This is a genomic window from Nocardia sp. CDC159, from assembly GCF_023740735.1.
Lineage (GTDB): Bacteria > Actinomycetota > Actinomycetes > Mycobacteriales > Mycobacteriaceae > Nocardia > Nocardia pulmonis.
On the sequence record NZ_JAMRXH010000001.1, the window covers coordinates 588,771 to 612,060 of the forward strand.

The following is a 23,290-nucleotide window of genomic DNA, read 5'->3' on the forward strand; positions in this document are numbered from 1 at the left end:
CGACGACATCCGGCCGACGCCGGAGAAAGCGAGGTCTGTCGATGAGCACCGTGACCGCATCGACCGAGGTGAATGTCCCCATTCGCACCGCATACAACCAGTGGACGCAATTCGAATCGTTCCCGGAATTCATGGAGGGCGTGGAGCGCGTCGACCAGCTCGACGACACCCACACCCATTGGAAGGTCAAGATCGGCCCGGTGGAACGCGAATTCGATGCCACCATCACCGAACAGCACCCCGACGAACGCGTCGCCTGGCGCTCCGACCGCGGCCCCGAACACGCGGGCGTCGTCACCTTCCACCGCATCGACGACAACACCACCCGCGTCATCACCCAGATGGACGTGGACCCCGAGGGTTTCATCGAAAACGTCGCCGACAAACTGGGCGTGCTCGACCGCCGAGTGAAGGGCGACCTGAACCGCTTCAAGGACTTCATCGAGTCCAAGGGCCACGAAACCGGCGGCTGGCGCGGCGACGTCCCGCGCCCGGGCGTCTAGCACCACCCTCCGCCCGGGCCGCCACCCGCGCGGCCCGGGCACCCTCTTCGGCGCCAGCACCGCGCTCTCCCCTCCCCGGCCTTGGGGCCATTCGCCTTCTTCCCCAGGCGTCGCGGCCTACTTCCCAGGCGTCGCGGCTTTGTTTCCGCGCGCTGGTGGCTTCCCTCCCGGGCGCTCACGACCACCCTCCACGCGCTCACGGCTTCCCTCCCCTGGTGTCCGCATCCCTCTCCCTCCACGACCCGTCTCCCCCGCCCCTCGCGCCCTCTCCCCGGGCCCCCGCGGCTCCCCTCCACCGGCATCGGCATCTTCTTTCCCCCATGCGCCCAAGCCCCTCGATTTCCCGGTGTCGGGCGCCCAGCGCCCGACACCGGGACCCCGTCACTTGGGAACCAGAATCCCCGTCAAATCCGCGTTCCGAATCGGCGTCTCCGGATTGGCCTGGGCCTTGCACATGAGCTGGATCGCCGTGACCGAGCGGCTGACGGTTTGATCGTCCGGGGCATTGCTCTTGTTGTCCTGCTCCAGATATTTGCGGACCGTCACGTGCTGCTTGTCGTTGTCCTGTTTGACGAATTCGCTGCACGGCGTGTCGCCGCCCTTGTTGACCGCCTCCTTGGCCTGTTCGCAGCCGGTCGCGAACAGGGAGACCAGAACCGCAGCGGCCGCGCAGTGCCGCAGGTGTCGTCGAGTGATCATGTCGCTGGCATACCCGTCTCGCGCCGGAACAACCGTCCACGATTAGCGCGTCTGCCTGCGGGTAGAGCCGGGGTACCGGCGATTTACTGCCGAGTTGTCGACCATCGACGAAGGAGAGAGGCCCCAGATGGCTGATCGGAAGAATCCTGGGCAGTTCGGCAACCGTGCGGACACCGTGGAGCAGGCCCGCAAGGGCGGTTTGGCCAGCAGTGGCAGCTTCGGCGGCGCCAATTCCGCCGATCCGCGGGCAGCGGGCCGCAAAGGTGCGAAGGCGCAACCGATCGAGGCGAAGGCCAAGGGCGGCAGGCACAGTCACCGTGCGAGCCGTCCCAGCGGCGGCTCGGCGGAGCGCAGCACCCCGAGCGCGCTGAGCGACTCCACCGAGGAGGCGGATGCGGTCGAACTACTGTGCCGACAGCACCGTCGGCTCCGCACCCTGTTCACCGAGACCGCCCAGGCCGCCGACACCGGCGAGCGCGAGCGCAAATTCTTCGAACTGCGCCGCCTGCTCGCCGTGCACGAGACGGCCGAGGAGGAGATCGTGCACCCGCGCGCCCGCCGCACGCTCGACGCGGGCGATACGGTGGTCCGCGCCCGCCTGGCGGAGGAGAACAAGGCGAAACATCAACTGGCGGAACTGGAATCACTCGACGTGGGATCGGCCGAATTCGAGGCCAAACTCGCCCAGCTCGAGCGCGACGTCCTCGCCCACGCCGACCGCGAGGAGCGCGAGGAGTTCGCGGCCCTGCGCGACGGATTGGCTCCCGAGGAGCTGCGCCGCATGCGCCGCCTGGTGGAACTGGCCGAGTCGGTGGCCCCGACGCGCCCGCACCCGGGCGTCGAATCCGCCACCGCCAACCTGCTGACCGGCCCGTTCGCCACCATGGTGGACCGCGCGCGCGACCTCATCGCCCGGCGCGGCTGACCCGCCTCGGATCGGCACGTCGTCCAGCACCTCGCACCCCGCGCCAGCGCCTGCGAAAGGCACCGCGGCGCAGTCGATCCAGCGGCCCGTGCGGCGCAGGGGAAGGTGACCGCGAACAGCTCCGCGGCTGGGGGCCACGCAGGGCCGGTGACCTCGGCACCTGTCGTGCGGCACATCCGCCGAGCCGATCACCCCAAACCGAGCATCTCCCCGATCAACGCGACCTGATCGGCGAAATGCTCCACGAATTCGGGGGACGTCGGATCCACACCGCAGACGCCCTCGATGACATGCGGCAGGGTGGTGGGCGCCATGGCCGCGGCCATCAGCATGATCAATAGGCACGCCGGATCCACCGCCGCGGGCAGTCGCCCCTCGGCCTGCAGCTCCCGCAACCGCTGCACACCCGCGGCGATGCCCTCGTTGTGCGTGGCCGCGTCCGGAGCGCCGCGCGGGCCGGTGTATTGCAGCCCCGCCCAGGCCAGCAGTCGCGCACCCGCCGGGTTGTGCAGGCCCTCCAGCGCATAGCGGCGCAGCTGTTCGGGCAGCGGCGTCCCGGGCGGGACCAGCTCGCGCTGGCGCTCCTGCCACAGGCCCGACATCGCTTGGTACAGGCCCTCTTTGCCGTCGAAGTAGTACGAGATCAGCTGCTGATTGACACCCGCGCGGGCGGCGATCGCGCTGATCCGAGCACCCGCGTAGCCGTGCGCGCCGAATTCGGCAGCCGCCGCCTCGAGGATCAGGCGACGGGTGCGCTCGGGATCGCGCTGGCGCTCCTGCGGCTTGGGTGACCTGCGGGGTTTCGACGTCGGCACAGCGTGATCATAACCTCACCCAGCAGTTACAACCGTTCGAGTGAGTTAATCAAACGTTTGTTTGACAAATTCCTCTGCGCGATTGACGATGGGTGGGCGCTGTACGAGCAGCGCTCGTACCCCCCGAGAAGGACACGCACATGTCGACCCAACCCAGAATCCTCATCGCGGGTGGCGGGGTCGGCGGGCTCGCGCTCGCCCAGGCCCTGCACCACGGCGGTCTCGACGTCGCCGTCTACGAGCGGGATCCCGATCCGCGAATCCGCAACCAGGGCTACCGCATTCACATCGACGCCGACGGCAATGCCGCGCTACGGGCCTGCCTGCCACCGGCGGTCCTCGACCGGGTCCGCGAAACCGGCGGGGCGGGTGGGGATCTGGTGGCCAGCTACACCCATCGCCTGGAGCGGGTCATGGTGCAGACCTTCCCGGACATCCCGGCGAGCGAGATCACCCATGTGGACCGCAACGCCTTCCGCCAGGGTCTGCTCACCGGTCTCGACGAGGTGGTGCGCTTCGGCCGGACGGTGGCCGACCACCGGATCACCGAATCCGGCCGGGTGCGCGTGGAATTCGCCGAGGGCGGCGCCGACGAGGGCGATCTGCTGATCGGCGCGGACGGCGTCGGCTCGGCGGTGCGCCGCCGACTGCTGCCGCACGCGCAGGTGCGCGACCTCGGCATCCGATGCGTCTACGGCCGGATGACGCTCACCGAGGCCACCGCCGCACTGCTGCCCGAGGATTTCCATCGCGGCTTCTGCTGGGCCGCGGACGAATCCGGCCTGGGCGCGGGCTTCGCTCCCGTGCGTTTCCGCCGTCACACCGAGGGCGCGTCGGACTATCTGATGACCACCCTGGCCGCACCCGCCGAACGACTGGGTGTGCCCGATGAGCGGTTGTTCGCGATGTCGCCGGATCACCTGTGGCGGTTGACCGTCGCTGCCACCGCGGACTGGCATCCGGCGCTGCGCGAACTGTTCGCCCGCGCCGACGCCGAATCGTTCTTCCCGATCACCCTTCGCTACGCCGAGCGCGTCGACCCGTGGCGCACCGGCCCGGTCACCCTGCTCGGCGACGCCATCCACACCATGCCGCCGACCGGCGGTGTCGGGGCGAACACCGCCCTGCGCGATGCGGCAACCCTGGCCGAGCAGTTGCTCTGCGGCGACCACGAATCCCTGGTGGACGCGGTCGCCGCCTACGAGGCCGTCATGCTGCCCAGGGGATTGGCCACCGTCGAGCAATCACTGCGATTCGCGCGGCAGCTGTTCGGCGGTTACGCCGCGTAGATTCCGTCGGCCAGGCGCGGCGCCGCCGCGCTGACGTCCACCTGCGCGGCCAGCGCGACATCGGCGCCCAGACCGCTATCGATCAGCTCCCGCCCCGACACCGCCTGCTCGAGCAGGGCGGGCACCTGCGCGCGAGCGGCCCGAAATGCCAAGGCGGCCAGCCGGGTTTCGGGCGAGACGTCGTCGTATCGATCCGACAGCGCCGCCGCGATCGCCCCGGCGCCCAGGTAGTCCTCGATACCCGGCCGCATCGGCCCCTCGGTGATCCCCCACCGCTCGCCCGCGGGGATCACCCCGATCGGGCGCTCCCCCGCCGCCTCGGCCGCGGCCTTCGCCACCGCCGTCGCATTGCGCAGCGATCCGGCGAGAACCGCCGCCCCGAGGTCGGCCGCCCGCGCCGACAGCGTCGCACCGTTGGGCGAGGGCAGCGCCAGCAGTGTCCCCGCGGGCAGATCGCGCAGCGAGGACGGACTCAGCGACCATCCGCCCTCGCCCTTGGCCGCCGCGAGCACCGCCCCCGACCGCGCGGCGGCGCGCGCGGCCTCCGGATCGGTCCGGCGCAGCGGCAGCGGCAGCACCCGACCGCCGCGCCCGACCGCGATATCCACCGAGGTCGAGAACGACAAAACGTCGACGATGATCACCGCCCCGCAGTACGGCGCGAGCGCCTCCAGGCCCTCCCGACCCCATTCGAGACGAATTCGGAACCTCCCCATGGATTGCAGAAGATCACACGGGCGGCCCGCGGGTCAATCGATCTACTGTGGACGTAAAGCACGGGTAACGAGGTGGTCAGGGCGGTATCGGCGGCAGCGGAGGAGCGATCATGAATACACCGAGGTCTGTGGACGAGCGCGGCACCCGTGGCGGACCGGTCCTCCCCGTCGCCGACCCGACCGGCACCGAACCGGCCTCGGAGGTACTGGAGAAGTACCTGCCGCTGCTCACCGAGGACGCCGTGGTCGAACTGCACGCCATGCCGCCCGAACTGCCCACCCGGCTGGTGGGTCACGACGAGCTACGCGCCGCGGTGGCGCGATTGTCGGACTACGACCTGCGCGTCACCGGGCTGGCCGCGGCCGAGCCGCTGCTGGATCCGGACACCTGGCTGGTCTTCGCCCGCGGCGAGTTCATCGTGCGCTCCACGGGCGCGATTCGCGACGAGGGCTATGTTTTCGCGCTGCGCCTGCGCGCCGGTCGGATCGCCCACTGCGCCTGCTACCGCGACCCGCTCGCGGTCCCCGCCACCGAGCCGACCCGGCGCGGGCTGCTGTCGCCGCTGGGCTTCGGCCTGCGCCGCCGCAGGCGCGGCCAGGCGCCCACCGATCGCCTGCGCTGAGCCCGGCGCCGCGCCGCCGCCTCTACCACGACCGACGCGATCGTGCCGATAGATTCGTAGCGATCGTTATGTCCATATTGCGGAGAAAGCGGGTGCGATGCACTGGGACCAGATGACCGCCACGCCCGATGACCTGCGCAAGCGTGCCACCCGGCTGCGGCGCGGGGTCGGGCAGCTCGGGGTGCTCGAGGCGATCATCGACGCCGCCTACGGGCCGTGGCTGGGCGTGATGGACGCCGACGGCCGCGGCACGGCCGAATTGCGCATGCACCTGGCCGGGCAGTACCGAATCACGGCGGTGGTGACCAGTGCGGGCAAGCTGAGCCTGGTCCAGCTCACCGATCCGGACACCGAGCGAGTGCTCTCGGCCAAACCCAGCCTGCGCCAGGGCTGGACCGATACCGACCGGATGCCCAAACAGCCGGACTGGATCGAATACGTCGTCAGCTGGGTCGAGAACGCCAGCACCCATGTCGATCGCCGCGCGGTGCTGGCCTGGCGGCTCGCGGGCGCCGACCGCCGCCTGGCCGCCATGGACGAAACCATCGAGAACCTACGCGCGAGCCTGCTCGAACGCGAACAGCTACGCACCACCCTGGCCGCCGAGGTCGCCGAGCTGCGCGCCGAACTCGAGTCCCTCCCGGCCGCCCCGGCGCCGAGCGAGGATCCGGTGACCTTCCCCACCGACGCTGCCGCCCCCGCGCCCGCCGACGTCCTCACCCCCGATCCACCCGACCCGGCCCCGCCGATTCCGGCCGCGGACACCTCCTCCCCCGACACCATCAACCAGACCGCCTTCCTGGAGACCACCCAGGTCATCCTCTGATCCGCCGACAGCTCGCCAACCCCGCCCCAGCAGCGGGTATTACGAACAATTGGCGGCCAAACATGCTCCGGCTCTAGCATTTTCATGTCCGATCCATCGAGCTGTACACGACATCGAAAGAGCCTCATCATGTTTCTCGCGGCCGTGCACGACACCCTCCTCGCTCAGATCGGCAACCCGACCCCCGAGACCCCGCCCGCCGCGGACAAGTTGATGAGACTCGTGCGCTACTTCACCTGGTTCGTGCTGCTGTCCGGCATTCTCGGCATCACCTACGCGGGCGGGCGATTCGCGTGGGACAAGTGGACCGGCGGCGGTTCGCAGGCGCCGCGGATGGTGGCCGGGGCCATGATCGGCGGGATCGTGGCGACGAGTGCGGGCACCATCATGAACGCGGTCATCGGCTCATGATCGATGCCACAATCATCGTGTGCCCGTAGAAGGTTTCGACGCCGGCTACTCCTGGGAACTGCGCCACGACAACCGGATCGTGGAATACGGCACACTGGCCTGGAGCGATCAGCATCCCTGGACCGGTAAGGCCGCGACCGACCCGTACGAGATGGGCAGCGAGCTGTTCGATCTGGCCTGCTCACTGGTGCTCGAGGAATCGCGCGACGCCGTGGTCGACGCCCGCATGGAGGGCCGCCCCGAACCGACCCCGATCGATGTGCTGACCCTCATCCTGCGCGAGCCGGACGGCCGCGAGCTGGTGTCCATGACCGCCCGGCTGATCCACCTGCCGATCACCGAGGAGTATGTACAGGAGCAGATCGCGCTGCTGCGCGCGAGCGAGGAGGAGGACCGCCGCCTGGCCCTCGCCCGCCGCCAGCGCGCCGAGGAGCCCGACCCGTATCCGCTGCTCGCCGACTTCCTTGCCCCGCAGCCGCTTCCGCAACCCGAACCGGCCGAGCCGCCCGATCCGCACCGCCAGCGCATCGACGACCTCGAACGCCGGGCCGACGACCTGCGCGAGAGCGTGGTCGATCCGGATCACTGCCGCCGCAGGCTCTTCGAGGCCGAACTGCGCCTCACCGAGGCCGAACAGGAGCACCGGCACCTCGCTGCCGACGCCGACGACGGGGCCCGCGAGGACGCCGCGGCCCATATCGCCCACTGCGCCGAGCGCGTGACGTTCTGGCACACCCGCGCGACCGAGGCCACCGAAACCTTCCTGCGCGCCGCCGCCCTCGATGCCGAGGCCGCCCGCCTGCGCCGCGCGGAGCCGGAGCGCTGAAGCGCCGACGCGCGATTCAGCGACCCCCGGTTCGTTCGTGCAGGGTCAGCAGAATGTGGTCGAAGGCGGCGACGGTCTCCGGCGGGGGCGGCGGCACCAGCGGCAGCTCGGCGAGCAGCTGCTCGGCCAGCTCTCGCGGCGGGAGCCCGGTCGTGCGCGCACGCCACAGCAACACCTTGCACGCCTGCTCGGCGCTGATGCCGTACATCCGCATGAGCACGCCCTTGGCCTGTTCGAACACCGCGCGCGCCTCCACCGGATCCGGCAGCGCGGCATCGAGCGCGGCTCGCTCCGCCTCGGCGAGCGGACCGCCGATCTCGATGTAGAAGCCGGAAGTGCCCACCGCGACGCCGTTTTCGTCGAGGATCCGATCGGCGACCACCATCACGGTGTGCTCGCCACCGGCGGTATCGAGGAACCGGTGCCGACTCGAGAACGGCTCGCCGCGCTCGACGCAGCGGGCGATCACCTCGGCCACCTGGTCGCGGTCGTCCGGATGTTTGTGCGCCAGCAGCAGTTCGGTGGTGGGGGCCACCTCCCCGGGCCGATAGCCGTGCATGCGGTAGACCTCCGCCGACCACTCCCACCGACCGGTGGCGAAGGCGAACCGGAAACTACCGACCACCGGGGCGATGCCCGGACCGGCCGCAACGGGATCCGACACCGCCTCAGTATCGCGTAAACCGGGGTTCCGGGCAGGTCGGGGTCACGTCCGGCTGGTGAGGTTCGGGCCGAGGATTCCGCAGCCCTGCAGCGCCACGACCATCATGTGCAGCATTCGCATCAGCTCGGTCGACATCGCACACCATCTCCCTCGGATCGCACCGGCCGTACCTCTCGACCATGCGCCCGGCACCGCCGTGATCACCAGGGTTCCGGTGTAATAGGGGTGTCCGGGCGCGGTGGACCGTGCCGCTGCCTAGGCGCCGATCTCGATCCGGTCGGCGCTGACCCGCTCCACCTCGAGCAGCGAGCTCGCGGCGAGTTCGGCGACCAGTTCGGCCGATCCGCTCACATAGGTCTCGTAGTCGTCGATACCGGTGCACAGGAGCCAGGACCGGTCGGCGGGCCAGAGCAGATTGGGCGATTGCATGACCAGCGTGCGCGGGGTGATCTGGCCGCCGATGCGACCCGCGTCGCCGATCGGGCCGCGCAGCAGCAGATAGCGCAGATCGAACAGTTCGAAGCAGGCCTGCCGCCGGGTCTCGCGCAGCACGTCCTCGGGATTGAGGACCTGCATCAGGCCGATCGCGCCGTCGCGTCCGGCCGACCGGCCGACGGTGTCGAACCACTGCCAGCCCTCCCACACCCCGAAATAGCACAGCCCGGGGGTGCCGGTGTGGCGGGCGAGAATGTCGATGACGACATCGAGTTGCGGTCGGTCGAGGCTGCCCTGCGCGGGCGCGCTCCAGTCGTCGGAGTCGGCGAGTTCGAGGATCCAGTCCAGCCGGTCGGGGCAGATCCGGTCGAACGCCCGCGCGGCCGATGCCCAGGAGACCGCCTCGCCGGTGGTGACGTCGGTGGCGGGGTGCAGGATTCGCGCGCTGGCCGGGAAGTTGGTGGCCACCCGGCCGCCGAAGCCCAGCGCGTCGGACAGCCACGCCGCCGGTGCGGTGTCGGTGACGAGGGCCGAGTGCACGCCGTTCTCGAAATGCCGTGCGAGCGCGGGTAAATCCAGCGATTCACCCGTCCAGTCGCACGCGGGACAGCCGGGCATCGAGGCGTAGTCCACGCCGGAGGAACAACAATGTCCTGTGTTCATGGCACTTCCTGGGTCGACGGCGGTCCCCGTTGGCCGCCGTATGCGTCTGCCTGGAGTAATCAGACAAACTGGGCAGCCGTTAACAGCTGTGATGCGCTGCACCCCAACGACTTAACGAAAATGAAGCATGCGCTAACAGTTTTGGACATGCGCCCAGGTTTGCCGTAGTTTCGATTGCTGTTCAGCGGGCACGCCCAGCGCGTGCAGCGAGACGTTCGCGCCGAGTTGCGGCGCACAGCGCGGGAGACGTTCGGCTGGGACGAACTCCGCGACGATCAGCTCACCGCCATGGTCGCGGTAGTCCAGCGCCGTGACGCGCTGGTGGTGATGCCGACGGGGGCGGGCAAATCGGCGGTGTACCAGGTGGCCACGCTGCTGCTGGACGGCCCGGCGCTGATCGTGTCGCCGTTGGTGGCGTTGCAGCGCGACCAGATCGCCCAGCTCGCGGACAGCGCCGCACCGGATGCGGTCGCGGTGAATTCGGCGCAGTCGCAAGCCGCCGATCGACGGGCGTGGCGCTCGGTGCGCGAGGGCGCGGCCGAATATCTGTTCCTCGCACCCGAACAGCTGGCCCGGCCCGAGGTCGTGGCCGAGCTCGCGCGAATTCGCCCCGGGCTGTTCGTGGTCGACGAGGCGCACTGCGTCTCGGCGTGGGGGCACGATTTCCGCCCGGACTATCTGCGCCTGGGCGAGGTCGCCGACCGGCTGGGCCGCCCGCCGGTGCTGGCGCTCACCGCGAGCGCGGGCGGCCCGGTCCGCGACGACATCGTCGAGCGGCTGCGGCTGCGCGACCCGCTGCGGGTGATCTCCGGATTCGATCGGCCCAATCTGTATCTGGCCGTGCACCGCGCGATCGAGGAGCGGGACAAGTACGCCCGGATCTTCGAGGCCGTTGCCGCGGGCGGTGGGCCTGGGCTGATCTACTGTGCCACCCGCGGCGACACCGAAATGCTTGCGGCCGAATTGAATCGGCGCGGGGTCAGGGCGGCGGCGTATCACGCGGGCATGCGCTCGGCCGAGCGCGACCGGGTCCACGACGAGTTCCATCGCGATCGCGTCACGATCGTGGTCGCGACGAGTGCGTTCGGCATGGGCATCGATAAACCCAACGTGCGCTTCGTCATCCACGCGTCGGTACCCGATTCGCTGGACTCCTACCATCAGCAGATCGGCCGCGCCGGACGCGACGGCGAGCCCGCCGACGCACTGCTGTGCTATCGCCCCGAGGATCTCGGCGTGCAGAATTTCCTCACCGCGCACCGGCTCGACACCGAGGGCCCGGTCCGGATCGCCGAGCTCCTGCACGCCCGCGGCGCGATGACGGCCGAGGAACTGGAATCCGCGCTGGGACAACCGCATCGACGGATCACCAGGGACCTCAACCTGCTCGAACAGGGTGGTGTGGTGCGCATCGATCAGCACCGGACCTGCCATTACCTCGGCGACGATCCCGCTGCGGCGGCCGAGCGCGTCGCCGCGCTGGCCGAACGCCACGGACAGCTCGACCGCACCCGCGTCCAGGTGCTGCGCGAGTACGCCGAAACCACCTCGTGCCGAAGGCAATTCCTGCTCGGCTACTTCGGCGAGGCCCTGCCCGAACCATGTGGCCACTGCGACACCTGCGCCGCCGGAACCGCCGCCGACCACGCGCCCACCGACACCACCTTCACTCCCGGAACCGCCGTACACCACGAACAATGGGGCGCGGGCGAGGTGGTCCGGCTCGGCAACGACCGTGTCACCGTCCTGTTCGAGAGCGCGGGCTATCGCACCCTCGCCCTCCCGCTGGCCCGCGAATCCGGCCTGCTGACACCCGAGGGCTGAGCATCCGCTCGCCCCCGATCCGGGTTCCGGCCGAGCAGCGCCGCGAGCACGTCGGTCGCCGTCGCGGCCGAATCCTCCGGCGCGCCCAGCGCCGCAGACAGGGCCTCACCCCCGCCCGTGCCGCAACTCGTAGGCCGCCCGCTCCGCCGCGGCGCGCTGCCGCTCGCCGATATCGGCCAGGGCCGGATCGAGATCATGCTTGATCAGGCGGTGGCGGCGATAGACGTACATGAGCGCGATCGTGAAATAGATCAGCGGAATGTACAGCAGCGCCATCATCGACAGGCCCATCCACAGCGGGCCCGGGACCAGCAGGAACAGCGCCAGCACCGGAATCATCGGCACCAGGAAGCGCAGCAGGTAGCGGCGGGCCGCGCCCGGGCCGGTCAGATCCTCGAGGACCCATTCGCGCATCGAGGGCGGCAGCGTCGCGCCGAAGATGTAGCGCAGGCGCTGAACGGGATTGGGGGTCTGGCGTTCCATCAGTTCTCCCTGTCTGCCGACGCCCGTCGGGCCGCCTCGTTGACGCGGGTCAACACCGCGCGCAACTCCTCCAGATCGGCCAGGGTCACGCCCAGCCGCCGCACGACCGCGGGGGGAATCCGCTCGGCATCGCGGCGCAGCGCCCACCCGGCCTCGGTGAGATCGATCAGCAGTGTGCGCTCGTCGTGTTCGTGGCGGCGGCGCGTGATCAGCCCCGCGGCCTCGAGCCGCTTCAGCAGCGGCGACAGCGTCGGCGAATCCAGCTGAATCGCCTCGGCGATGGCCTTCACCGACATCGGCGCCTCGCCCCACAGCGCGAGCATCACCAGGTACTGCGGATGGGTGAGCCCGAGCGGTTCCAGCAGCGGCCGATACACCGCCAGCACCGACCGATTGGCGACCGCGAGCGCGAAACACACCTGCCGGTCCAGTCGCAACGGATCGTCGATCTCCACGCCCTGAAGCTTAGTGCGCCAACAGTTAACGCACAAAGTATTCGTGCACGATGTGATGCTCGGCTCAGCCGATGATCGGCAGATCGGCCTCGTCGGCCAGCCGCGACAGCGCGCGCTGCATGATGCCGGTGATGTGGTCGTAGGCCCGCTCCCAGTCCGGTTCGGGCCCCAATTCGGCGCGCAGATCGACGGGTTCGAGGAATTCGATCGTCACCTTGACCGGCAGCGGCAGATGCCCCGCGAGATCGCTGATGTTCAGCCCCCAGGGCACGGCCAGCGAGATCGGGAACACCTTCAGCCGCAGCATGCGGTCCAACCGCAGCAGCCGGGCCAGCCGATCGCCGCGGGTGAGGATCAGATGATTCTGGTGCGCACCGTAATTGACCATCGGCACGATCGGCACATTCTCCTGCCACGCCAACCGCAGGAAACCGGTCCGCCCCGCGAAGTCGATCCGATCGCCCTCCCACGCGGGCCGATGCACCTCCCAGTCGCCGCCGGGATACACCAGCACGGTCGCGCCGCTGCGCAGCGCCGACCGGGCGGATTCCGGATTCGCGGCGATCGTGCCCCACTTGCCCAGCACCGGTCCGAGGATCGGCACGAGCATCACCAGATTGTGCGCCAGCTGATAGAAGGGCCGCCGCGGCCCGAAGTGCCGATTGAACGCCAGCGCGGTCACGATCACCTCCGGGGAGGTGTTGCCGCCGGAATGGTTGCCCACCACCAGCACCGGGCCGCGCTCCGGAATGCGCTCCAGCCCCCGCACGTCCGGGCGGAAGTACAGCCGCACCAGTTCCCAAGTGGGACCGAGCATTCGGGCGATGAACTCCGGATCGCGCTCGTTCATATCGGCCTCGGGCACGCGCTGCTTCACCTGCCTGCCGACCCACTCGGTGACCGCCTCGACCGGTACGGCGGGAAGGGAAAGCAGTTTCATCGGACGGCCCTCGGTGTCGGTGAACTCTGCGGGCGTGATACCCGACACGCCCGGGGCTACACCTCGGCGCTGCCACCACCCCGTGCGCACGTCCGCACGCGGCACGTCCGCACGGATATCCCGTTGTGGCGCAACTGATCAACGGCCCGCAGTCCCGCCGGAAACGAGGCGGAGAACCGGCGACCTCGCCGGAACAGGCGGACGAAAACGTTCTTCACCGCTATCACCTGGTGCGAAGCAATACCTATACCGATCACGTCGTATTCCGGCGACCGCCCCGTTACACCATTCGCGAAAGCAGCGTTGTGCCGACCCACGAGCAGAGGGCCGGGCCGATCCGGCTAGCGCAGATGGGCTTGCAGGAATGCCAGGGCGCTGGGCAGTGAGGCCAGGAACGCTCCGCTGTGGTCTTTGCCCGGATAGCTCTCGACGGTCACCCGAATGCCGGGATTGCGTTCCCGCAGCGCGTTGGCGTACTCCTCGGTATGGTCCGGCGGGACATCGATATCGGCGGTACCGTAACCCAGCAGCACATCGGCGGTGAGGTTGTCGTCGCGGTAGCCGGTCAGGGCCGCGATATCGGCCTCGAAGGTGGGCGTGGGATTGTCCGGATCGGCGACCAGCGCCGCCGGGCGGCGGCCGTCGGCGCGCGCCACCAGATCCGAAAGGCATTGGCTCGCGGCGCTTTCCACGTAGTCGCGACCGAAGTCCGACAGGTAGGGCGTCACCCGGTCGGGATGCAGTTCCTGCAGCGCGGCCAGGAAGTAGGCGGCGTAGCCGACCTGGTTGTGCGATCCGGTCGAGTCCCGGCGGAACATCGCGCGCAGGCTGCGCGGCGGATCGGTGCGCAGACCGGTGGCGATCACGCCGCGCAGCCCGGCCGCCCCACCGTGGCCGGGGTACAGGCTCGCCGCGCTCATCGCCGCGTGCGCGCCCTCGGACTGACCGATCACCACCCAGCGGTCCGCCAGCGGGGCGGGCACCGAGCGGACCGCCGCGACCGCGTCCAGAATCGAGGCGCCCTCGACTACGGTGTTGTAGTAACTGAACTGCCCGCCGGTGCCCAGCCCCTGATAGTCCGGGGCCAGCACGGCATAGCCGCTGTCGAGGACGCGGTTGAAATAGGTGGCGTTGCGCTCGGACTGCGGGCGGCGCGAGGGCGCGCAGGCGTCGGCGATCCCCACGGTTCCATGCGCCCACACGACCAGCGGCCAGCCACCGGCGGGCGGCAGCCCGCGCGGCAGATACAGCGCACCGGAGCCCTGGGCGGGCGCACCGTGCTGATCGACTGTGGCATAGGTGATTTGGACCGCCCCGCCCGCCGCGGCGAACGAGCGCTCCGGATCGATCAGCTCGATCGCGTTCAGCTGTCCTATCGCCGAACCCTGTGCCGCCGCCGAGGGCATCGCGGCACAAATACCCAGACCGACCGCGACCAGCACGGCCGCTACACGACGACGGGACAGTGCGAGCATGTCGCACAAGGTACCGGCCCGCGGCCGGTTCCGCGCGGAGGCGGCCCCGGCGAAATATTCCGATGCGCCAGGTCGCGCCGCGGGGCAGACTGACGCGGTGACCGACGCGGTGGGATCGCGACCACAGTACGACAGCCACGCCGAGGAGTTTCTGGAGCGGGCGCGCGAGGGCTTCTACAACGCGCACTACGACCGCCCCGCCTGCCTGGGGCTGCTCGGCGAGGTGGCGGGACGCCGAATCCTCGACGCCGCCTGCGGCCCCGGACTCTACGCCGAGGAGCTCTGCGCCCGCGGCGCCGAGATCGTCGGCCTCGATCACAGCCCACGCATGATCGAGCTGGCCCGGCAGCGAGTTCCGCACGGGGAATTCCGGATTCACGACCTCGCCCGGCCGCTCGACTGGCTGCCCGACGCCTCGGTCGAACTGATCCTGTTCGCCCTCGCCCTGGAATACATCGATGACCGGGTGGCGATGCTGCGCGAGTTCCGCCGCGTGTTGCGACCCGACGGCGCGCTGGTGCTGTCCCGCCCGCACCCGACCGGCGACTGGATCCGTCACGGCGGCAACTATTTCGACGTGCGCGTGATCGAGGAGACCTGGAGCTCGGGTTGGACCATGCGCTACTGGCTGGCCCCGCTCGAGCGCACCTGCGCGGAACTGCACGAGGCGGGCTTTCTCATCGAGCGCCTGATCGAACCCCGCCCCACCGGCCCGGCCGCCGCCATCGATGCCGAGCGCTACGACCGGCTGCACCGCGAGCCGACCGGGTTCCTGGCCATCCGAGCGATCCCGGATCCCCGCCGAGCGCCCGCGGGCGCGTCAGTCCCGCCAGCCGTTGGTCTCCAGTAGCGCACCCCACGAGCCCCGGTCCAGATCGGGATGGCGCTCGCGCAGGATCTCCCCCGCCAGCGTCGCCGGGGTCGCCTTCTGCGGTTTGGCGAGCGCCTGCCGCTCGACCGAATCGGTCAGGGCGCGCGTGCCGCCCAATCGCGGATAGGCCGCGTGCACCAGGTCGGCGACGCCGGGCGGCAGATCCGCGGGGCCGCCGAAGATGTCGATTCCGATGCCCGCCACCGAGATCCAGATCTCCGGGGCGCGGCGGCGACGATAGACCGGAGAGTCGATGAAGCCCATCGTGTGCGCCGCGATGGCGTCCCACACGATGTCCACGCGCGCGTCGGTGACGCCGTTGTCCTCGAGGAACCGCGCCGCGAAGTCCGCGCCGTCGATTTCGAAGCGCTGATCGCCGTTGGCCGGTTCGGACAGACCGATGTCGTGCAGTATCGAGATGAGGAACATCAACTCCTCGTCGTAGTCCCGCCCCGGCAGCGCGCCCTGCGCGGCCGCGGCCGCGCGACCGAACAGAAAGCCGCGCACGCTGTGATTGCGCAGATGCGGTTCGAGGGTGTCGTCGGCGAGGCGGCGGGCCCGCTCGGCCAGCGGGGTCGGCGGGAGCGCCAGGGCGGGATTCCCGGCCTGCGCCGGGCCCGTGGCAAGCACGGAAGCCGTTGCGGCGAGCCCCGCTCCGAGTACCGTGCGTCGAGATGCGTTCATGGCCTTCACCTTTCCATAACCTTCAGCCTTGCTGAAGCATAGCGCCGCCGAACGACCTCATCGAAGGTTGTGGGCGGCATCACACCGAGGCGTCGGGTCCCTCGGCGAAAGCGGCCAGAATGGCGGCCCCGAGCTTGCGCTGCACCGGATCGGCCTCCGGCCCGAACAGCCGCCGATCGACCTCGGCGACCACCTCCCGCGCGGCACGCAGCAGCCGATGCCCCTTGGGCGTCAGCTCGATCGCCGAGGCCGCCCCCGCCCGCGCCGTCCGATCGTGCACCAGCCCCGCCCGCACCAGCGCCTTCACCGCGGTATGCGCACTCTGCACGGTGGTGCCCGACATCCGCGCGAGATCGCTGAACGACACCCCCGGCACCCCCGAGATATGCCCGAGCAGCCCGAGCCGCGCGACGGTGAGATCCAGCGGCGCCAGCGCCTCCCCGAGCTCGTTCTCCACACGCCGCGCCGTCGCCAGAATGATGATGGTAGCCGTGGTCACCGGCGGAGCAGGGCGGGCGTTCTCGGTCGTCACCGCCCCAGTCTCCCCTACCGCGGAACTCAGCCCTCCCCGCGCCCCACGCAGATCTCCCGGCAACACCGAATGTATTCCCGCACAACGGCGTTCGGCTCGGACGAACTCGGCCAGGCCACCGCGACCCGGCTCGGTCCGATGCCGTCGACGGGGCGGTACACGATTCCGGGACGGGGGTAGTAGCGCGACGAGGACGCGGGAGTGAAACTGATGCCGAAGCCGTTGGCGATGGCGGTGAGCCATTCGTCGGTGTTGTGCGCGATCGCCCCGATGACGGCCGTCTCGGGTGGGCGTTCGTCGGCGCCGATCCAGAAATCGCGCCAGCGGCCGTTGTCGGGCGGGGCCGCCACGAACGGTTCGTCCCACAGTTGCGCGAATTCGATTCGCGCACAGTCGGCCAGCCGGTGCGCGGCGGGCAGGGCGATCCACCGCGGTTCGGCGAACAGCTCGCTGATCCGGTAGTCGTCCTGGCCGGGGAACGGCAACCGCACCAGCGCCACATCGACCTCACCGGCATCGAGTCCCGCGCTCGGGTCGGTCCAGCCGAACTGCCGCATATCGACTCGCCACCGCGGCTCCCGCTCCCGAAACGCGGCGACGATCGCGGGGGTGAATTCGTTGGCGGCACTGGCCACGAAGCCGACCCGCAACACCCGCGCGGCCCGGGCGGCGCTGCCCTTGGTGGCGCGCAACATGCGGTCCCACCCGGCGAGTAGTGCGGGCGCCTGCTCGGCCAGCACCGACCCGGGCTCGGTCAGGGTCATACCCGCTCGTGATCTCACGAACAGCTCCACCTCGAGCAACCGCTCCAACTGCCGGATCTGCTTGGTCAGCGCGGGCTGCGAGAGATAGAGCCGCCGCGCCGCGCGGGTCAGATGCCCCTCCTCGGCCACCGCGACGAACGAACGCAGCAGCCGGGTGTCGATATCCATTCCATCAGGTTATGAATGCCGATATTGGACGCGGCCGCGGCCCCGCGACGAGGCTCGAGGTGTGACCGACGAAAACCTCGCTCCCCCACGCATCGTCATCGCCTATCACTCCGGTTGGGGCCACACCGCCGTCCTCGCCGCGGCCGTCGCGCAGGGCGCGCGCGACGGCGGCGCCGCGGCCGAACTGCTCGCGGTGGACCGAATCACCGAGACCGACTGGGCCGCCCTGGACGCCGCCGACGCGATCGTCTTCGGCAGCCCGACCTATATGGGCGACGTCTCGGCCGCGTTCAAGGCCTTCGCCGAGGCGACCTCATCGCGCTGCGTGCGCGGCGCCTGGCAGGACAAGGTGGCGGCCGGGTTCACCAATTCCGGGGGTATGAGCGGCGACAAGCTGCACGCGCTGATCTCGCTGGCCGTGCTGGCCGCCCAGCATCACATGCACTGGGTGAACCTGGGCCTGGTGGCGGGCTGGAACAGCACCACCGCGAGCCGCGACGACCTGAATCGGCTCGGGTTCTTTCTCGGCGCGGGCGCGCAGACCGACACCGATCTACCCCCCGAGGGCGTGCTCGGCTCGGACCTGGCGACCTGCCGCCACCTGGGCGGGCGGGTCGCCGAGGTCACCGCGCAACTGGCCGCCGGTCGGCTCAGTTGTAGACCGCTCCGAACGACGGAACGCTGATCGTGCCGCGCTGGTACTGGTAGCCGTCGGGATTGGCGTCGCTCACCGGGACCGGCCAGCGGTGCCACAGCGTGCCGTAGACCGCGGCCACGATCGGGCCGGGGCCGGGATCGAGCACGCGGGTGCGAATGGTGGTGTCGATGGGCACGTCGTTGTGCTCGAACAGGTCCTCGGTGCCGCTGCGACCGTTGGACAGGTTGATCCACGACACCTGCAACCGGGCGCCGGTCTGGTTCGGCGCGATGGTGCCTGGGCCGCCGAAGAAGCCGAACCGGAATCCGTCCAGTCCCAACGCGATTCCGGAGCCGTAGACGCCGGGACCGTCGCCGCGGCCGATATCGGACTGCGCCGGAATCTGGAAGGGCTGGGCGGGCAGGGCGATCGGATCGGCCGTCTCGAGGCGACCCGACGCGAGCAAGTGGTCGATCGCCTGCTGTGCCGCGGCGTCACCGGCGACCGCGGCGCGCAGTCGCTGCGCGGCCTGCTGCCAGTCGATCTGTACCGCGCCCGATGGCGGCGCGTCGGCGCTCGCCTGGCCCGCACCGCCCACGGTCAGCGCCGCGACGGTCAGCACGCCCGCGGCGGCGCGGGCGGTGCGTACACCCCATTTCTGCATGGCACCTCTCCTCCCGTTGACACACTGCTGAGCGACTACCACGCCGCGGCGCCGGGAAACCGCCCGGCCCGTTCGCTGGCGCAACGCCGACGATAACCCAATTCGGTGCGAGTCTTGCACCTCACGCGGCGTGAGGTCCTACTGTCACGAATGTGACCACGCCCAGCCACCCCGAACGGGCCCTCAAGGTGGGCGAACTGGCCGCCGCGACCGGACTCACCGTGCGCACACTGCACCACTACGACGAGATCGGCCTGCTCTCACCCGCCGGGCGCACCAGCACCGGACATCGGCTGTATTCGACGGCCGATGTGGAACGGCTCTACCGCATCGGGCTGCTGCGCCAGCTGGGCCTGCGACTGGACGAGGTGGCCGCGGCCCTGGACGATCCGCGCTGGGATCTGCGGGCCACGATGAGCCGCCACATCGATCGGCTCGACCACCGCCTCGGCATCGAACATCGGCTGCGCAACCGGCTGGCCGCGATGGCCGAGACGCTGAGCGGACCGGGCGGACCGGACGTCCGCGAACTACTCGACACCCTGGAGGACATGGCCATGCTCGACACCACGATTCGCCGCCGGATCCCCACCCTGGTCTACCGCGATATCGCCGCCGCCCACGAATTCCTCTGCCGCGCCTTCGGTTTCGAACCCGGCCGACTGGCCCGCGCCGAGGACGGCACGGTCGTTCACGGCGAGCTGACCGCCGGTGACGGCGTCATCTGGCTGCACCAGGTCTCCGAACGCTTCGCCCTGGCCTCCCCGGCCAGCGTCGGCGTCTGCACCGAGGGCATGTCGATCGTCGTCGACGACGTCGACGCCCACCACCGCCACGCCGCGGACGCGGGCGCCGAAATTCTCTACCCGCCCACCGACCAGTCCTACGGCTACCGCGACTACAGCGCCCGCGACCCCGAACAGCGCCTGTGGACCTTCATGACGCCGCTCACCTGAGTCGACAGCCCGGATCGGCAGCGTCGCGCGCCAGCGGGCTCCCGGCGGGCAACACATAGAGCACGTCGAGCACCAGCGGCTCGACGCCCTCGTTGCGGCCGATGTGAACATGATCGCGCCCGGGCGCTTCGATGAAGGCGTTCCCGGTGGGGTGCTCGCCATCGGGCACGCAGGCCGAATCGTAATGTGCCAGCCAGCCATTGCGCACCACGGCGTAAAGGGGGCCGTCATGAAAATGCCAGCCCGTCGAACCGCCCGGCGCGATGGTGATCTCCCGCAGGATGTAGTCGGTCCCGCCGATGGTGTACCGCGCCACGACGACACCGCTGACCCCGGTGGACGGCGTCGCGGACGCGGCCACCGCCGTCGCGGCCACCAGGCCCGCCGCCAGCACGCAGGTCGCTCCCGGCCGCCACCCCATGGCAGACAGCGTAATGCGATTCGCCTCCCCCGCCACCCGTTGCGTCCCAGGCCGATCCGAGCGGAATGATTGCGGGAGGGCCACCCGGGTACTCCACGCAATGGGTCGAACCGGCGGAAAGGGGTGGTTGTCATGACCCAGACCGCAGCGGATGCCGCGGAATTGCTCGTTCGACAACACCGGCGCATTGCGGGACTGCTCGGCGAGGTGAGAGTCGGTGGCGAGCGTGGGGAGTCGTTCGCCGAATTGGTCCGGCTGATGGCCGCGCACGAGAGCGTCGAGGAATCGCTGGTGCATTCGGCCGTGGGCCGATCCGGCGCGGAGAATGTGGACGCGCGGTTGCACGAGGAACGGCAGTTGCTCGGCGTCCTGGCCGAGCTCTACGAACTCGGGGTCGACCATCCCGAATTCGGGCGCAAATTCGACCGATTCGCGGATATGGTGTCGATGCATCTGGCCTCGGAAGAGGTGCAAGAATTGCCGATCCTGCGCGAATCCGCCTCCACCGCCGATGCCCGGCGGATCGCGGCGGCGATCGAAATGGTGGAGACCTTCATACCCTCGCGCGGCACCGCCGACGGCGAGCGGCCCGCGGTGGCTCCGCCGTTGCCGCTGTTCACGCGGCTGTGCGACGCGGTCGACGCCGGATTGGGCCGAGCCTGAGGGATATTCCGGGCAAACCGGTAACGGTTTGATAAAGGCGCGGACGGGTAGTCGATCGATATGGCAATGCTGGCCCTCCGCATCACAGCGAGACCGAGGACGGCAAACCGCGGCACCGTACTGCTCGCCGCCGCAATGTGCGCAATCTTCGGTCTCGGCTTGTTCGCCCTGACCCGATCCGCGACCACCGCAGGCGGCTGCACCGCGCTGCTGGCGGTCGGCATGCTGTTCACCTCCCGAGTACTACCCGGCTGACCGTCCCGCCTCGAGGTGCCGCAGCACGCTGCGGGCGATGGCCGAATCCGTGACGAGCCGGTGCGGCACCCCGAGCCCGCGCACGGGCACATCGATCCCGCTGGCGCGCAAGGCCGCCGACAGCGCCGCGCCGAACCCCGCGTGCGCGAGCCCGTCCTCGATCGTGACGACGAGCCGATGCCCGTCGGCCAGTTTCAGCAGCGCCTCGGGCACCGGCAGCACCCAGCGCGGATCGACCACGCGGGCGACCACGCCCCGCGCCGCCAACAACCGCGCGGCCGCCACGGCCGCGGCCACGCACGGCCCCACCGCCACCAGCAGCGCCGCGCACTCCCCCGGGGGTTGATGCACCACATCGACCCCATCGATCCGCTCGATCACCGGGATCTCCTCCGGCACAGCGCCTTCCGGTAAGCGCAGCGCGGTCGGCCCCACGTCGTGGGTCAGCGCCTGGGCGACCAACCGGCGCAGCGACGCGCCGTCGCGCGGTGCGCCGACCCGTAGCCCGGGCACCATGCCCAGCAGCGCCAGTTCCCGGCTGCCGTGATGGTTCGCTCGTTGCGGCGGCGCGGCCTCGGAACGGGCCAGCACGAAGGTGACCGGCAGCGCCAGCAGCGCGACATCCATCAGAATCTGATCGAGCGCGCGGCTCAGGCCGGTCGAACCGAGCCCCACCACCGGATGCGTTCCGCCCAGCGCCAAACCGGCCGCCGAGGTGACGGCGTGCTGCTCACCCGCGCCGACATCGAACATCCGCTCCGGGAATCGCTCGGCGAACGGGCCCAGCCCGGTCGGCCCGGCCGTCGCCGCGGTGACCGCGACGATATCGATGCGCCGCTCGGCATGTGCGACGAGTTCACCGCCCAGCACGTCCGCCCATTCCGAGGCCACCGCATCGCGTCCGGTGAGCGGCCGCGGCGCGGCCGGGGATCCCCCGACCAGGTGCACGACCACCGGACCGCCGTGCGATTTCGCATGCCGCAGCGCACTTTCCAGCACGGCCGGATCGTCGACCGGGCCGAAGTAGGTGATCCGCAGATCCGCGAACGGCCGGTGTCGGAATTCGCCGATCACCACCATCACGACCGAACGCTGGCGGCCCAGGACCAGGTTGTTCCATGCCTCCCAGCACAGACCGACGTCCAGCGACTCGCTCTCCACGACCACCGCCACGTGCCGATCGTCCTGTCCGGTCAGCTCGAACGCCTTCGCCAGCCCGTCGGCCGAGGACAGCACCGACGCCGCGCCGCCGCGGGTATCGACGATGATCGGATCGCGCCGCGCATCGAAGACCCGATGCAGGGCGGCGTGGGCCATGCTGCGCAGGCCTGCCGCGTCGATCTCGCTCCGAGGGATCGGAGTGCCCGGATTCGTGTCCACCACCACACCCCCATATAGGCAGCCCCGGATGCCGCCGGACTCCCCGACCGAACGACCCACACAATGTACACGCCCGACGAGATTCCAAATCGTTTTCCGGACAGCACAATCCGGCACAACGACCGCGCACGCCCCGAAGGAGCGGTGGAGTGAATGTCCGGCTAGACGGCGGCCTTGGCGTAGGCGGCCATGACGTCGGCCTGGATTCGGCCCCGATCGGAGACGTCGTAGCCGTTCTTGCGCGCCCAGGCGCGAATGGCGGCGGTCTGCTCCCGGGCGGCGATCGGGCGAGCCGGGGCCGCCGGGCGCGGGCCGCGGCCCAGCTTGCGGCCGTGCTCGGTATACGGTTCGAACACCGCGCGCAGCCGCCCCGCGTTGAGCAGCGACAGGTCGATTTCGTACTCGACGCCGTCGAGCGCGAAGGACACCGTCTCCTCGGCCGGAGATTTGCCGTCGAAATCGTCGACGAGTTCCACAACGACCTTGCGCGCCATAAGGATTCCCTTCGGGGGGCCTATCGTCCTATATTTCCGGCCTGAACCGTAGCATCCCGCGCTCACCCACCCGCCCCGCGTCCAATTACTTCGTGGTGAATATCTCCCGTCGGCGGCGGCCTGCGCTGGCGCGTGCGCCGTCGTAGCGTCGATACTGATCCCGTTCGTAATGCGGCTATTCCGAGTGCACAGGGGCGCCCGCGAGGTGGCACGGTTTCCCGCTGCCGGC

28 protein-coding genes are annotated in these 23,290 nt (G+C 70.0%); 12 read left to right on the forward strand and 16 right to left on the reverse strand.

Annotation, left to right across the window (positions count from 1 at the left end; all coding sequences use genetic code 11):
- The first annotated feature begins 41 nt into the window (after positions 1-41).
- Positions 42-503, forward strand: coding sequence for an SRPBCC family protein (locus NDR87_RS02850; RefSeq protein ID WP_251908925.1), 462 nt, complete (start codon positions 42-44; stop codon positions 501-503).
- A 381-nt stretch (positions 504-884) separates the two neighbouring features.
- Here NDR87_RS02850 and NDR87_RS02855 read toward each other — a convergent pair whose 3' ends face one another.
- Entirely contained in the window at positions 885-1,202 is a 318-nt protein-coding gene (locus NDR87_RS02855) for a hypothetical protein (protein ID WP_251908924.1), read from the reverse strand.
- Between the two features lie 367 nt (positions 1,203-1,569).
- On the opposite strand from NDR87_RS02855, the gene NDR87_RS02865 reads away from it, so the two are divergent.
- Complete coding sequence (locus tag NDR87_RS02865; protein WP_251909462.1) at positions 1,570-2,127, forward strand: hemerythrin domain-containing protein; 558 nt, start codon at positions 1,570-1,572, stop codon at positions 2,125-2,127.
- Between the two features lie 188 nt (positions 2,128-2,315).
- Here NDR87_RS02865 and NDR87_RS02870 read toward each other — a convergent pair whose 3' ends face one another.
- Positions 2,316-2,942, reverse strand: a complete 627-nt coding sequence (locus NDR87_RS02870) for a TetR family transcriptional regulator (RefSeq protein ID WP_251908923.1) — start codon at positions 2,940-2,942, stop codon at positions 2,316-2,318.
- Positions 2,943-3,082: 140 nt separating this feature from the next.
- Here NDR87_RS02870 and NDR87_RS02875 point away from each other — a divergent pair, with 140 nt between their 5' ends.
- Positions 3,083-4,231 carry an NAD(P)/FAD-dependent oxidoreductase gene (locus NDR87_RS02875; RefSeq protein WP_251908922.1) on the forward strand — a complete coding sequence of 383 codons (1,149 nt, stop codon included), beginning with the start codon at positions 3,083-3,085 and terminating at the stop codon, positions 4,229-4,231.
- On the opposite strand, the gene NDR87_RS02880 is transcribed toward NDR87_RS02875, so the two are convergent.
- Complete coding sequence (locus tag NDR87_RS02880) at positions 4,219-4,947, reverse strand: 2-phosphosulfolactate phosphatase (RefSeq protein WP_251908921.1); 729 nt, start codon at positions 4,945-4,947, stop codon at positions 4,219-4,221. The two genes, NDR87_RS02875 and NDR87_RS02880, sit on opposite strands and share 13 nt — an antisense overlap.
- 110 nt (positions 4,948-5,057) lie before the next feature.
- On the opposite strand from NDR87_RS02880, the gene NDR87_RS02885 reads away from it, so the two are divergent.
- From NDR87_RS02885 to NDR87_RS02900, 4 genes are all read left to right on the forward strand, one after another.
- Positions 5,058-5,570 (forward strand): nuclear transport factor 2 family protein, encoded by a 513-nt coding sequence (locus tag NDR87_RS02885; RefSeq protein ID WP_251908920.1) that lies wholly within the window; start codon positions 5,058-5,060, stop codon positions 5,568-5,570.
- 112 nt (positions 5,571-5,682) lie between these two features.
- A complete protein-coding gene (locus tag NDR87_RS02890; protein WP_251908919.1) occupies positions 5,683-6,396 on the forward strand; it encodes a hypothetical protein in 714 nt (237 codons plus the stop codon).
- Between the two features lie 129 nt (positions 6,397-6,525).
- Entirely contained in the window at positions 6,526-6,807 is a 282-nt protein-coding gene (locus NDR87_RS02895) for a hypothetical protein (RefSeq protein ID WP_251908918.1), read from the forward strand.
- 19 nt (positions 6,808-6,826) lie between these two features.
- A complete protein-coding gene (locus NDR87_RS02900) occupies positions 6,827-7,633 on the forward strand; it encodes a hypothetical protein (RefSeq protein ID WP_251908917.1) in 807 nt (268 codons plus the stop codon).
- Between the two features lie 16 nt (positions 7,634-7,649).
- Here the strand turns inward: NDR87_RS02900 and NDR87_RS37630 are convergent, their stop codons facing one another.
- Positions 7,650-8,297: a PAS and ANTAR domain-containing protein gene (locus tag NDR87_RS37630; protein WP_251908916.1), complete on the reverse strand. Its 648-nt coding sequence runs from the start codon at positions 8,295-8,297 to the stop codon at positions 7,650-7,652.
- Positions 8,298-8,552: 255 nt separating this feature from the next.
- Complete coding sequence (locus NDR87_RS02910; protein WP_251908915.1) at positions 8,553-9,395, reverse strand: hypothetical protein; 843 nt, start codon at positions 9,393-9,395, stop codon at positions 8,553-8,555.
- Positions 9,396-9,596: 201 nt separating this feature from the next.
- Between NDR87_RS02910 and NDR87_RS02915 the strand changes: the two genes are divergently transcribed.
- Positions 9,597-11,219 (forward strand): ATP-dependent DNA helicase RecQ, encoded by a 1,623-nt coding sequence (locus NDR87_RS02915; protein ID WP_251908914.1) that lies wholly within the window; start codon positions 9,597-9,599, stop codon positions 11,217-11,219.
- Between the two features lie 105 nt (positions 11,220-11,324).
- On the opposite strand, the gene NDR87_RS02920 is transcribed toward NDR87_RS02915, so the two are convergent.
- From NDR87_RS02920 to NDR87_RS02935, 4 genes are all read right to left on the reverse strand, one after another.
- Positions 11,325-11,702: a DUF5313 family protein gene (locus tag NDR87_RS02920; RefSeq protein WP_251908913.1), complete on the reverse strand. Its 378-nt coding sequence runs from the start codon at positions 11,700-11,702 to the stop codon at positions 11,325-11,327.
- A complete protein-coding gene (locus tag NDR87_RS02925) occupies positions 11,702-12,157 on the reverse strand; it encodes a MarR family transcriptional regulator (protein WP_251908912.1) in 456 nt (151 codons plus the stop codon). The genes NDR87_RS02920 and NDR87_RS02925 overlap by 1 nt, the downstream gene beginning before the upstream one ends.
- Before the next feature lie 64 nt (positions 12,158-12,221).
- Positions 12,222-13,097, reverse strand: coding sequence for a 1-acyl-sn-glycerol-3-phosphate acyltransferase (locus NDR87_RS02930; RefSeq protein WP_251909460.1), 876 nt, complete (start codon positions 13,095-13,097; stop codon positions 12,222-12,224).
- Between the two features lie 341 nt (positions 13,098-13,438).
- Entirely contained in the window at positions 13,439-14,572 is a 1,134-nt protein-coding gene (locus NDR87_RS02935; protein WP_251908911.1) for a S9 family peptidase, read from the reverse strand.
- Here NDR87_RS02935 and NDR87_RS02940 point away from each other — a divergent pair.
- On the forward strand, positions 14,571-15,422 hold the full coding sequence (locus NDR87_RS02940) for a class I SAM-dependent methyltransferase (protein ID WP_251908910.1): 852 nt from the start codon (positions 14,571-14,573) through the stop codon (positions 15,420-15,422). The two genes, NDR87_RS02935 and NDR87_RS02940, sit on opposite strands and share 2 nt — an antisense overlap.
- Here the strand turns inward: NDR87_RS02940 and NDR87_RS02945 are convergent.
- The 3 genes from NDR87_RS02945 to NDR87_RS02955 all read right to left on the reverse strand — a co-directional run bounded on the left by NDR87_RS02945 (position 15,393) and on the right by NDR87_RS02955 (position 17,591).
- Positions 15,393-16,127 (reverse strand): HD domain-containing protein, encoded by a 735-nt coding sequence (locus NDR87_RS02945; protein WP_251908909.1) that lies wholly within the window; start codon positions 16,125-16,127, stop codon positions 15,393-15,395. The two genes, NDR87_RS02940 and NDR87_RS02945, sit on opposite strands and share 30 nt — an antisense overlap.
- Positions 16,128-16,206: 79 nt before the next feature.
- Positions 16,207-16,659 (reverse strand): MarR family winged helix-turn-helix transcriptional regulator, encoded by a 453-nt coding sequence (locus tag NDR87_RS02950; protein WP_251908908.1) that lies wholly within the window; start codon positions 16,657-16,659, stop codon positions 16,207-16,209.
- Positions 16,660-16,685: 26 nt separating this feature from the next.
- Complete coding sequence (locus tag NDR87_RS02955) at positions 16,686-17,591, reverse strand: LysR family transcriptional regulator (RefSeq protein WP_251908907.1); 906 nt, start codon at positions 17,589-17,591, stop codon at positions 16,686-16,688.
- Positions 17,592-17,652: 61 nt separating this feature from the next.
- On the opposite strand from NDR87_RS02955, the gene NDR87_RS02960 reads away from it, so the two are divergent.
- Positions 17,653-18,276 carry a flavodoxin family protein gene (locus tag NDR87_RS02960; protein WP_251908906.1) on the forward strand — a complete coding sequence of 208 codons (624 nt, stop codon included), beginning with the start codon at positions 17,653-17,655 and terminating at the stop codon, positions 18,274-18,276.
- Here NDR87_RS02960 and NDR87_RS02965 read toward each other — a convergent pair.
- Positions 18,242-18,892 (reverse strand): hypothetical protein, encoded by a 651-nt coding sequence (locus NDR87_RS02965; RefSeq protein ID WP_251908905.1) that lies wholly within the window; start codon positions 18,890-18,892, stop codon positions 18,242-18,244. The genes NDR87_RS02960 and NDR87_RS02965 overlap by 35 nt on opposite strands.
- A 152-nt stretch (positions 18,893-19,044) precedes the next feature.
- Between NDR87_RS02965 and NDR87_RS02970 the strand changes: the two genes are divergently transcribed.
- Entirely contained in the window at positions 19,045-19,848 is an 804-nt protein-coding gene (locus NDR87_RS02970; RefSeq protein WP_251908904.1) for a MerR family transcriptional regulator, read from the forward strand.
- Here the strand turns inward: NDR87_RS02970 and NDR87_RS02975 are convergent.
- The gene (locus tag NDR87_RS02975) at positions 19,841-20,269 is read right to left on the reverse strand and encodes a cupin (protein WP_251908903.1); all 429 of its coding nucleotides are present in this window, start codon (positions 20,267-20,269) and stop codon (positions 19,841-19,843) included. The genes NDR87_RS02970 and NDR87_RS02975 overlap by 8 nt on opposite strands.
- A gap of 132 nt (positions 20,270-20,401) precedes the next feature.
- On the opposite strand from NDR87_RS02975, the gene NDR87_RS02980 reads away from it, so the two are divergent.
- The gene (locus NDR87_RS02980; protein ID WP_251908902.1) at positions 20,402-20,932 is read left to right on the forward strand and encodes a hemerythrin domain-containing protein; all 531 of its coding nucleotides are present in this window, start codon (positions 20,402-20,404) and stop codon (positions 20,930-20,932) included.
- 243 nt (positions 20,933-21,175) lie between these two features.
- Here NDR87_RS02980 and NDR87_RS02985 read toward each other — a convergent pair whose 3' ends face one another.
- Positions 21,176-22,567 carry a transketolase C-terminal domain-containing protein gene (locus NDR87_RS02985; protein ID WP_251908901.1) on the reverse strand — a complete coding sequence of 464 codons (1,392 nt, stop codon included), beginning with the start codon at positions 22,565-22,567 and terminating at the stop codon, positions 21,176-21,178.
- 161 nt (positions 22,568-22,728) lie between these two features.
- Complete coding sequence (locus NDR87_RS02990; RefSeq protein ID WP_251908900.1) at positions 22,729-23,061, reverse strand: Lsr2 family protein; 333 nt, start codon at positions 23,059-23,061, stop codon at positions 22,729-22,731.
- Between the last annotated feature and the right edge of the window lie 229 nt (positions 23,062-23,290).

Excerpts from the sequence above, each read along its gene's own strand:
- NDR87_RS02975 (WP_251908903.1), bottom strand. The coding sequence starts at position 20,269 with ATGGGGTGGCGGCCGGGAGCGACCTGCGTGCTGGCGGCGGGCCTGGTG.
- NDR87_RS02885 (WP_251908920.1), top strand. The coding sequence starts at position 5,058 with ATGAATACACCGAGGTCTGTGGACGAGCGCGGCACCCGTGGCGGACCG.
- NDR87_RS02880 (WP_251908921.1), bottom strand. The coding sequence starts at position 4,947 with ATGGGGAGGTTCCGAATTCGTCTCGAATGGGGTCGGGAGGGCCTGGAG.
- NDR87_RS02935 (WP_251908911.1), bottom strand. The coding sequence starts at position 14,572 with ATGCTCGCACTGTCCCGTCGTCGTGTAGCGGCCGTGCTGGTCGCGGTC.
- NDR87_RS02930 (WP_251909460.1), bottom strand. The coding sequence starts at position 13,097 with ATGAAACTGCTTTCCCTTCCCGCCGTACCGGTCGAGGCGGTCACCGAG.
- NDR87_RS02895 (WP_251908918.1), top strand. The coding sequence starts at position 6,526 with ATGTTTCTCGCGGCCGTGCACGACACCCTCCTCGCTCAGATCGGCAAC.
- NDR87_RS02990 (WP_251908900.1), bottom strand. The coding sequence starts at position 23,061 with ATGGCGCGCAAGGTCGTTGTGGAACTCGTCGACGATTTCGACGGCAAA.
- NDR87_RS02920 (WP_251908913.1), bottom strand. The coding sequence starts at position 11,702 with ATGGAACGCCAGACCCCCAATCCCGTTCAGCGCCTGCGCTACATCTTC.
- NDR87_RS02940 (WP_251908910.1), top strand. The coding sequence starts at position 14,571 with ATGTCGCACAAGGTACCGGCCCGCGGCCGGTTCCGCGCGGAGGCGGCC.
- NDR87_RS02980 (WP_251908902.1), top strand. The coding sequence starts at position 20,402 with ATGACCCAGACCGCAGCGGATGCCGCGGAATTGCTCGTTCGACAACAC.
- NDR87_RS02965 (WP_251908905.1), bottom strand. The coding sequence starts at position 18,892 with ATGCAGAAATGGGGTGTACGCACCGCCCGCGCCGCCGCGGGCGTGCTG.
- NDR87_RS02945 (WP_251908909.1), bottom strand. The coding sequence starts at position 16,127 with ATGAACGCATCTCGACGCACGGTACTCGGAGCGGGGCTCGCCGCAACG.
- NDR87_RS02910 (WP_251908915.1), bottom strand. The coding sequence starts at position 9,395 with ATGAACACAGGACATTGTTGTTCCTCCGGCGTGGACTACGCCTCGATG.
- NDR87_RS02850 (WP_251908925.1), top strand. The coding sequence starts at position 42 with ATGAGCACCGTGACCGCATCGACCGAGGTGAATGTCCCCATTCGCACC.
- NDR87_RS02855 (WP_251908924.1), bottom strand. The coding sequence starts at position 1,202 with ATGATCACTCGACGACACCTGCGGCACTGCGCGGCCGCTGCGGTTCTG.
- NDR87_RS02955 (WP_251908907.1), bottom strand. The coding sequence starts at position 17,591 with ATGGATATCGACACCCGGCTGCTGCGTTCGTTCGTCGCGGTGGCCGAG.
- NDR87_RS02875 (WP_251908922.1), top strand. The coding sequence starts at position 3,083 with ATGTCGACCCAACCCAGAATCCTCATCGCGGGTGGCGGGGTCGGCGGG.
- NDR87_RS02890 (WP_251908919.1), top strand. The coding sequence starts at position 5,683 with ATGACCGCCACGCCCGATGACCTGCGCAAGCGTGCCACCCGGCTGCGG.